This is a genomic window from Mesorhizobium sp. P2_D1 (genome assembly GCF_056404455.1).
In genome coordinates, this window is sequence record NZ_JBFUDZ010000099.1 from 1 (window position 1) to 9075 (window position 9075).

Here is a 9075-nt window from a genome sequence, read left to right on the forward strand (position 1 = left end):
TCAACGGCACCGGCAACTCGACCGCCAACATCATCACCGGCAATTCCGGCAACAACGTCATCGACGGCCTCCTCGGCAATGACACGCTCTCCGGCAGCACCGGCAACGACAGTTTCGTCTTCACCACGGCGCTGAACGCCTCGACCAATGTCGACCACATCACCGACTTCTCGGTGGTCGAAGACACCATCCACGTCGACAATGCGATCTTTGCAGCGCTTGGCGGCAACGGCACGCTGACCGCCGACCAGTTCGTCAAGAACACGACTGGCCTTGCCGGCGACGGCAACGACCACATCATCTATGAGACGGATACCGGCTGGCTCTACTATGACAGCAACGGCAGTGCGGCTGGCGGCTCGACCCATTTCGCCACACTCGCCGCCAACCTCGCGCTCACCAACGCCGATTTCGTGGTGATTTAGCCAGATCGATTTTCACGCTCGCACAGCCAAATGATCTCGGCCGTAAATGATCGTCACCGATAAGGATCGAACACAGACGGTCGCCTACACAAGGCTGTCAGGTCGCCTGCGCCAGCAGCGCCTCGACCTCCTGCAGCGTCGGCATCGACGGCGCGGTGCCCGGTCGCGTCACGGAAATACCGGCGACGGCGCAGGCGAAACGCACCGCCTGCAGCGGCTCGACACCGCGAGACAGCGCTGCGGCGAGGCCTCCGTTGAAGGCGTCGCCCGCCCCCGTGGTCTCGACAACCGGCCCTGCACTAACGGCGGGAACATGCTCGGAGCGGTTCATGGAGTGCAAAAGCGCGCCCTTGTCACCAAGCGTGACGATGACCGTGCCGACGCCCTTTTCGATCAGGCTTGCGGCGGCGGCGCGCGCCTCATCGATCGAGGAGACCTTCATTCCGGTCAATTCCTCCGTCTCCGTCTCGTTGGGCGTAAGATAGTCGCACAGCGTGTAGATGCGGTCGGGAAGTTTTGCCGCCGGGGCCGGGTTGAGGATGGTCGTCACCCCTGCCCCGCGCGCGATCTCCAGCGCCCGCAGCGCGGCATCGATCGGTTGTTCGAGCTGGGTGACGAAGACGCCGGCGCTGCTGATTAGCGTGCTATTGGCTTCGATATCGGTCGGCGAAATCAGCATCGCCGCGCCGGGACTGACGATGATGGCGTTGTTGCCGGTCGTCTCCTCGACGAAGATGTAGGCGGCGCCGGTGTAGCTTTCCGGCGTGTCGATGACGGCATCCTTGACGCCTGCTCCAGCCCAGGTCTGCCTCGCCATGTCGGCGAACGGGTCGACGCCGAGGCGGGTGAGGAAGGTGACGTCGGCGCCGAGCTTGCCGGCGGCGACCGCCTGGTTCGAGCCCTTGCCGCCCGGCCCCAGCTTGAACGAGTTGCCGAGGATCGTCTCGCCCATGCGTGGCTGGCGATCGGCGCGGTAGGCGGTGTCGGCGACGAACACACCAAGGATGACGACAGGCTTGCCCGAGACCATGCCGCTACTCCGCATCCGGCGGCACAACGCCCTTGCGGAAGGCGAAGCAGCCATAGAAGCGGCGCTCCCCGGTCTGGATGACGCAATAGGCCTGCTTGGCGCGCTCGTAGAAAGCGTAGCGCTCGACCGCGATCATCGGCCACGATTTGCCTTCGGCCTTGTCGATTTCCTTTTGCACTTCCTTCTGCACGGGCGGGATCTCGTCGGGCTTGCCGACGATCTCCATGCGCGCCGCGGCATCGTCGACGAACGTGTCCAGCGGGTAGAGCGACAGCACGGCCTTGGCCACGTCGGCGGCCGGCGCATCGATGCGCAGCAGGCGGCCGAGCGCCGTCTGGCGCGCCACCGAATCGGCCGGAAAATTGGTGTCGGCGATGATCAAATCATCGCCATGGCCCATCGCCCGCAATGCCTGCAGCACATCGGCATTGAGCAACGGATTGATCCCTTTGAGCATGGTATTCCTCGTGAAGTCGGTTGGAGATCAGAGACGCTTGCCGGTCTCGGCGTCGAAGAGATGGATCTGGTCGAGCCGTGGCTTCAAGGTAAGCATGTCGCCCGGCTTGAAGTCGTGGCGCTCGCGAAACAGTGCCACCATCTCACCCTCGCCGAAGCGCAGGAACACCAGCGTTTCCGAGCCGGTCGGCTCGACCACCGAAATCCTCGCCGGCACGCCATCGGGATGGATCTCGAGATGCTCCGGCCGCACGCCGTAGACGACAGCTTGCCCGTCCTTCGCGGCGTTGTCCGGTGCAATCGGGAACAGTGAGCCTGATATCTCGACGCCGGCCTTGCCACCCTTGCGCATGGTGCCCTTGAGCAGGTTCATCGAAGGCGAGCCGATGAAGCCGGCGACGAAAAGATTGGCCGGCCTGTCGAACAGTTCCAGCGGCGCGCCGACCTGTTCGATGCGGCCGTCGCGCATGACGACGATCTTGTCGGCCATGGTCATGGCCTCGATCTGGTCGTGGGTGACGTAGATGGTGGTGGTCTTCAGCCGCTGGTGCAATTCCTTGATCTCGGTGCGCATCTGAACGCGCAGCTTGGCGTCGAGGTTGGACAGCGGCTCGTCGAACAGAAACACCTGCGGATTGCGCACGATGGCGCGGCCCATCGCCACACGCTGGCGCTGGCCGCCAGAGAGCTGCCGGGGATAGCGCTTCAGGTAGGGGTTGAGGTCGAGGATGTCGGCGGCGCGCTTGACCCGCTCGGCGACCACGGCCGGATCGGTTTTCCGCAGCTTGAGGGCAAAGGCCATGTTCTGCTCGACCGTCTTGTGCGGATAAAGCGCGTAGTTCTGGAACACCATGGCGATGTCGCGCTTGGCCGGCGGCAAATGATTGACGATGCGGTCGCCGATGGCGATCGTGCCCCCGGAGACGGTCTCCAGCCCGGCCACCATCCTGAGTAGCGTGGACTTGCCGCAACCCGAAGGACCAACCAGGACCACGAACTGTCCGTCGGCGATATCGACGCTGACTTCGTGCAGAACCTTGACGGTTCCAAACGCCTTGGCCACCTTGCTGATTGCGACTTGCGCCATATCTCCCCCATCGGCTCCACTGCCGTAGGCGCAGAAGCTAACCAACGCAATCGGTCAGGGCAAGTCAGTCTCTTATAGATAAAAACCTGCCCTCGTTGACACGGCGTTTGGTTGTGAGAATAGTGACGAGTGCTGGTCCAAAGTCGGAACCAGATCCGCAATCGGAGCTTCAATCGACGCAGGGTGGGGTCCTGCTAATTCGTTTCCGAGCCGGACGTATCGCTGGCGCTCCAGCGTCCGACAGAATGGCCACATCCATTCACACTGAATTCTGGGAGGAATAGTCGATGAGAACAGGTCTTTACGATAAACTGGTCCGTGCCGGCGCCACAAGGCGCGACATCTTGAAGGGCGCGGCCAGCATGGCTGCGATCGCGGCCGCATCCRGCGCCGGGCTCGGCGCTTTCACCCGGCCGGCTTCCGCCGCAAGCGAACTGCGCTCGAAGATTCTGCAGATCCCCGGCGTTGGCAAAGGTCAGCCGACCGACGCCGACTTCCAGAAGGTCGGTGAACTCTGCCTCGAAGCGACCAAGGCCAACGTCAAGGAAGGCGAGTTCGCCGGCGTCGAGCTGACGTTCATGGGTCTCAACAACCAGAACCTGCACAATGTGCTGTTCCGTGGCTTCCTGAAGCCGTGGGAAGCCTATACCGGTGCCAAGATCAGCTGGATCGATCTGGCGCAGGCCGACTACAACGCCCGCCTGCAGCAATCGATCGCCACCGGCACCGTCGACTTCGACATCATCGAGATGGGCGCGCCGTTCGAAGGCGATGTCTGCGGCAAGGGCCTGACGTCCGAGATGCCCGACTGGGTCAAGAAGCAAATCGATTTCGACGATCTGGTCAACTATCTCAAGCCTCCCGTCGGCACCTGGGATGGCAAGCAGTATCGCGTGACCATTGACGGCGACACGCACAATTTCAACTACCGCACCGACGTGTTCGCCGATGCCGACCTCGCCAAGGCCTGGAAGGATGGCGGCGGTGAAGGCGAGTGGGGCGTGCCGAAGACCTGGCAACAGGTCCAGGCGGTCACCAAGTTCCTCAAGGGCAAGAAGTTCAAGGGCCAGGACGTCTATGGCTATCTCGACGCGCCCAAGCCGTGGGGCGGTTTCGGCTTCTACTTCCTCGGCAGCCGCGCCACCGCCTACGCCAAGCATCCCGATGACAAGGCTTGGCTGTTCGACGCCGATACGATGAAGCCGCGAATCAACAACCCGGCCTGGGTGCGGGYAATCCAGGACGTCATCGACGCGCTGCCGAACGAACCGGCGGACCAGATCAACGCCGACCCGAACACCACCGGCTTCCAGCAGTTCCTGGCCGGCACCGGTTCGATGATCCCCTGGTGGGGCGACATCGGCTCCAACGTCAAGACCAATGATTCCTCGGTCATCGGCGACGTCACCGGCTTCTCGATCCTGCCCGGCTCCGACGACGTCTACAATTCCAAGACCGGCAAGTGGGAAAAGCTCGCCAGCGGGCCGAACTACTCGCCCAACTGCGCCTATCTCGGCTGGGGCGTCTATGTCATGGCCCGCGTCGATGCCGACGAGAAGAAGAAGAAGGCGGCATGGTCGGCTGCCGCCCATCTCGGCGGCAAGGACCTGTCGATCTGGACGGCGATGTATCCGTCGGGCTTCCAGCCCTATCGCAACTCCCACTTCGACATTCCGGAATGGGTGGCGGCAGGCTACGACGAGGCCTTCATCACCTCGTACCTGAAGTCGGAAGGCGATTCGTACAACCATCCGAACGCGGCGATCGAGCCGCGTATCCCCGGCATCTTCCAGTACTACAGCGCCGCCGAGGATATTCTGGCCAACACCTTCGCCGGCAAGATGAAGGCGCAAGAAGGCGCAGACGCCATCGCAGCGGCCTGGGAGAAGCTGACCGACCAGATCGGCCGCGAAAAGCAGGTCAAGCTCTACAAAGCTTCGCTCGGCATGTAGGCTATTGTGAAACCGTGGTCCGGCGGCAACGCCGGACCACAGCAGACCGGCTCCGGCTCCTCGATGAGCCTTCAAACGGGCGAGATTTGTGACTGACCCGACTTCGACCGCGAACCAGTGGCCGGCAGATGCCGACCCTTCCGATCTGATTTCGCCCGGCCGAAAACGCCTCGGTTGGGCGCTGATGGCTGTTGCGACGCTTGGCCTGCTGGCGGTGATCGTGCTGGAGATCCTGTACAAGACCGAAGCCGATACCATCGGCTTCGAGACGTGGCGCCCTGTCGTCTATGCCTATGTTCTGTGGGGCGTGGCGCTCGGTATCGGCCAGGTGCTGACACGCGGCGAGGACGGCCAGCGTGCTCTGTTCCTGTTGCCGGCGCTGCTGTTTACCATCGCCATGGTGATCTTCCCGACGCTGTTCGGTTTTTATATCGCGCTGACCGACTGGAACCTCAGTTCCTTCAGCGGCCGCAAGTTCAATGGGCTTGCCAATTTCTGGCAGATGCTGGGCGATCCCTACTACCGCAACGCGCTGTTCAACATGGTGCTCTATGTGCTCGCCGTGCTGGTCGAATATGTCATTGCCTTTGGCCTGGCGCTGTTGCTCAACGCGCAGATCCGCGCCCGCAAATTCTTCCGCGTCGTCTTCCTGATGCCGCTGATGCTGTCGCCGGTCGCGGTGTCGTGGATGGTCGGCAAATCGCTGATGGAATACCGCTTCGGGCCGGCGGCAACGTTGGCGCGCTATCTCGGCTGGGAAAACCCGGCCTTCTTCAGCGACCCGATCATCGCCCGCATCTCGATCATGGTCCTGGATGCCTGGACCTTCATCCCGTTCATGATGATTATGCTGCTCGCCGGCCTGCAGGCAATGTCGCGTGAGATACTGGAAGCGGCACGGGTCGACGGCGCGAATGCGTGGCAGACCTTCTGGCAGGTCACCTTCCCGCTGATGCTGCCGGTGTCGGTGACGGCAGTGATCCTGCGCATCATCTTCAAGTTGAAGCTCGCCGACATCATCATCACGGTGACGTCGGGCGGCCCGGGCGGCGCCACCGATTCGGTATCGAGCTTCATCTACCGCGAATATCGCGACCGCTCGAATGTCGGCTACGGCACCATGCTGGCGATGGTCTATCTCATCATCATCGTCGTGTTCGTGACCTGGCTGCTGAAATTCGCCAACCGCTTCGTGCGCAACGTCAACTGAGCGGCCGGGATCATGAGCGTTCAAACCACCGAGTACACCGTTTCCGAAATCCGCTCGCCGGCGAGCTTCATCACCAGCCGCGTCTTCATCTATGGCGCGCTGGTGTTCTGGGCCTTCATCTGCCTGTTTCCGATCTACTGGACGATAACCACCTCGTTCAAATCGGCGGTCGAYGTCACCCAGGGCCACCTGATCCCGTTCGTCGACTTCCAGCCGGACTGGAAGGGCTGGCGTTCTCTCGGCCTGTCGCCGGATTCGATCTTCCAGACCTCGACGGTGCGCGATGAGTTCTTCAAGCGCTTCATGAACTCTGTGATCACCTCGGTCGGCGCGTCGAGCCTCGCCATCATCATCGGCAGCCTCGCCGCCTACGGCCTTACCCGCTATCGCTACCACTTCGCCTGGTTCAAGAACGAAGACATCTCGTTCTTCTTCCTGTCGCAGCTGATCCTGCCGCCGGTGGTGCTGGCCTTGCCCTTCCTGGTGCTCTACCGGGAGGTCGGCCTGCTCGACACGCGCGTCGGACTGATCCTGCTCTACACGCTGATGGTGCTCCCGATCGTCATCTGGATCATGCGCGACCAGTTCAATTCCATACCGGTCGAGCTCGAGGAAGCAGCGCTCGTGGACGGGCTGTCGATCTGGGGGGCTTTCTTCCGGATCGTCATGCCGATCGCGCTGCCGGGCATGGTCGCCGCCTTCATCCTGGCGATGGTGCTGTGCTGGAACGAGTATTTCTTCGCTGCGCTGCTGACCTCGACCGACGCCAAGACAATTCCGGTCATGGTGGCGAGCCAGACCGGCTCGCAAGGCATCAACTGGTGGTCGATGGCAGCGCTGGCCACTGCCGCAATCGCGCCATTGGCCGTCATCGGCATCGCGCTCGAACGCTATCTGATCATGGGCATGACCGCGGGCGCGGTGAAATAGGCGATGTCTGCCAAATACTGGTTCGCGCGCAACATCCGCGTTGGCCACAAGGGCTACGACCGCTACGGCAAGGGCGTCATGCCGATCGCCTGGCAAGGACGCGCCGTCATCGCCGGCTTTGTGGTGGCGATGGTGGGAGGCGGCCTGTCGATGCTGCTGATCGTGCTCTACACCAGGATATTTCCGCTCGGCATCGCGCTGTTTGCCATCCTTGCCATTGCCGGCGGCGGCACCTTCATCTGGGCCGTGGCGACCAAAAGCGATCCGGACAAGTCGATCACCGACTATAGGGCGGAGCGGCGGAAAATCGGCGGTTAGCTCCTCAGGATCGCGCGCAAATGATCCATGATCATGGCGACGCCCTTCTGCCCGAGCTCGGCCGAAGCGTCCTTGGCGGTCGCGGTGTACCAGCTCTTGTTGTCTTCGAAGTGACTGGCATCGACAGCTTCCGGGCATAGCGCAAGCATCAGCGACGTCTCGCCGATGCCGGCATGGTCGAACGGGTACTTGCCGTTCATTGCCGCCGACATCAGCGGATGCACCTGCACCCAGTTGAAGAAATTGCCGCCCTCGGCGTGCTGGGCATAATAGCCAGCCATCGCCTCCGAGCCCCACCAGCCCTCGCCGCGCTCCTTTTCGAGGAAGCGGAAGATCGCCTGCCGGCCGGCGGTCTTGAAGGCGAGATCGGTTGGCATGCCGGCGGCGAAATTCTCGGTCTGGTGGTGGATGATGGCGTGGATGTTGCGAAAGCCGATGCGCAGCAGGCTGTAGAACAGCTCTTCGCCGAACGGCGCCAGCGCGTTGCCGCCGACCTGCACCGAGCCGCTGCCTTCCGGCGCCGCCACCGCGTAGCTTGCCGCGCCATAGTAGAAGGGCGGCAGGATGACGATGTCACGCTCCTTCTCGAACAGCTCCAGCGTCTTGATGACAGCCAGCGTGTCCATGCCCACGGCCATGTGCTCGCCATGGTATTCGAGCACGCCGAGCGGCAAGGCGACCGGCCAGTTCTCGGCGATCGCCTTGCGGATCTGGTGCGGCAGCATCAGTTCGTAGCGCATGGTCTATTCCATGTTGGTGTGGCGAGCGCGCATCGCTTCCGGCGAAGCGCCGATCAAATCCCTGAGCTTCAGCACCATCACCTCGAACAGCAGGAACAGCGCCCCTTCGAACACCGAACCCATCGGCAGCACCGACGTTTTCTTGGTCCCCTGGTCGTTGGCCATGGTCTGAGCGGGAATGAGCAGCGTGAAATCGGCTTGTCTTGCCGCACTGCTTTCGGCCTGGGCTGTCAGCAGCAGGTTCGTTGCGCCGGCACCATGCGCGACCTGCATCAGGGTCAGCACGGTCGAGGTTTCTCCCGGCCCTGAACTGGCCAGGAAGACATCGCCGGGCCCCAGCGGTGGCGTGTTCATGTCGCCAACCACTGAGACCGGCAGGCCGAGATGATAGAGCCGCATGGCAAAGCCCTTGACCTGCAAGGCCTCGCGGCCGCAGCCATAGACGACGATTTGTCCGGCTCCTGCGAGCATCTTGCACGCGGCGTCGATGCGGCTGCCGTCGACGCGTGCCAGCACGCTGCCGAGTTCGCCAAGCGCGGTCCTGAACGGATTTTCGCTGTTGTCGGTCACGGCGAACCTGGCATCGAAATCATCCCGGGGATTGTCGCTCTTGGTTCGACGAACAGCTTGATTTCGCTCATGCTAGCAACCGCGAAAATGCGTGTCCAACGATCCGCAACGCTTTTGCCGAGCCACAGGCATGATAGTGTCATGTCAGACAAATCAAGTGAGGCAGACAGCAGAATATGAAGACACGGCACTTCGACCGCATCGGCAATGGCGGCATCCCTTTTACCGAGCTCGGCTTCGGCACCGCGCCGCTCGGCAATCTCTACCGTGCCGTCTCGGACGAGGACGCCAACGCCACGCTGGAGGCCGCCTGGGCGACCGGCTGCCGCTACTATGACACCGCGCCGCTCTATGGGC

At 62.5% G+C, this 9075-nt stretch carries 10 protein-coding genes and 1 pseudogene; 6 read left to right on the forward strand and 5 right to left on the reverse strand.

Annotated features, from left to right (window positions below):
- A pseudogene (locus AC1D0I_RS31760) lies at positions 1-425 on the forward strand (calcium-binding protein); the annotation flags it as partial.
- Positions 426-522: 97 nt separating this feature from the next.
- Here the strand turns inward: AC1D0I_RS31760 and rbsK are convergent.
- The 3 genes from rbsK to AC1D0I_RS31775 are packed head-to-tail and all read right to left on the reverse strand — an operon-like array spanning position 523 to position 2998.
- A complete protein-coding gene (gene rbsK, locus AC1D0I_RS31765) occupies positions 523-1455 on the reverse strand; it encodes a ribokinase (RefSeq protein WP_477400076.1) in 933 nt (310 codons plus the stop codon).
- A 4-nt stretch (positions 1456-1459) separates the two neighbouring features.
- A complete protein-coding gene (locus AC1D0I_RS31770; RefSeq protein WP_457154674.1) occupies positions 1460-1912 on the reverse strand; it encodes an RbsD/FucU family protein in 453 nt (150 codons plus the stop codon).
- A gap of 27 nt (positions 1913-1939) precedes the next feature.
- Positions 1940-2998, reverse strand: coding sequence for an ABC transporter ATP-binding protein (locus tag AC1D0I_RS31775; RefSeq protein WP_477400077.1), 1059 nt, complete (start codon positions 2996-2998; stop codon positions 1940-1942).
- Between the two features lie 287 nt (positions 2999-3285).
- Here AC1D0I_RS31775 and AC1D0I_RS31780 point away from each other — a divergent pair, with 287 nt between their 5' ends.
- The 4 genes from AC1D0I_RS31780 to AC1D0I_RS31795 all read left to right on the forward strand — a co-directional run bounded on the left by AC1D0I_RS31780 (position 3286) and on the right by AC1D0I_RS31795 (position 7408).
- A complete protein-coding gene (locus AC1D0I_RS31780; RefSeq protein ID WP_477400078.1) occupies positions 3286-4950 on the forward strand; it encodes an ABC transporter substrate-binding protein in 1665 nt (554 codons plus the stop codon).
- Between the two features lie 88 nt (positions 4951-5038).
- Positions 5039-6160 (forward strand): carbohydrate ABC transporter permease, encoded by a 1122-nt coding sequence (locus AC1D0I_RS31785; RefSeq protein WP_477228802.1) that lies wholly within the window; start codon positions 5039-5041, stop codon positions 6158-6160.
- 12 nt (positions 6161-6172) lie between these two features.
- A complete protein-coding gene (locus tag AC1D0I_RS31790; protein ID WP_457153676.1) occupies positions 6173-7090 on the forward strand; it encodes a carbohydrate ABC transporter permease in 918 nt (305 codons plus the stop codon).
- Between the two features lie 3 nt (positions 7091-7093).
- On the forward strand, positions 7094-7408 hold the full coding sequence (locus AC1D0I_RS31795) for a hypothetical protein (protein ID WP_477400079.1): 315 nt from the start codon (positions 7094-7096) through the stop codon (positions 7406-7408).
- Here AC1D0I_RS31795 and AC1D0I_RS31800 read toward each other — a convergent pair.
- Positions 7405-8148, reverse strand: a complete 744-nt coding sequence (locus tag AC1D0I_RS31800) for a creatininase family protein (protein ID WP_477400080.1) — start codon at positions 8146-8148, stop codon at positions 7405-7407. The genes AC1D0I_RS31795 and AC1D0I_RS31800 overlap by 4 nt on opposite strands.
- A 3-nt stretch (positions 8149-8151) precedes the next feature.
- Positions 8152-8718 carry an SIS domain-containing protein gene (locus AC1D0I_RS31805; RefSeq protein ID WP_477400081.1) on the reverse strand — a complete coding sequence of 189 codons (567 nt, stop codon included), beginning with the start codon at positions 8716-8718 and terminating at the stop codon, positions 8152-8154.
- Between the two features lie 176 nt (positions 8719-8894).
- On the opposite strand from AC1D0I_RS31805, the gene AC1D0I_RS31810 reads away from it, so the two are divergent.
- Positions 8895-9075, forward strand: a 181-nt coding sequence (locus AC1D0I_RS31810) for an aldo/keto reductase (RefSeq protein WP_477400082.1), incomplete at its 3' end; no start/stop codon positions are given.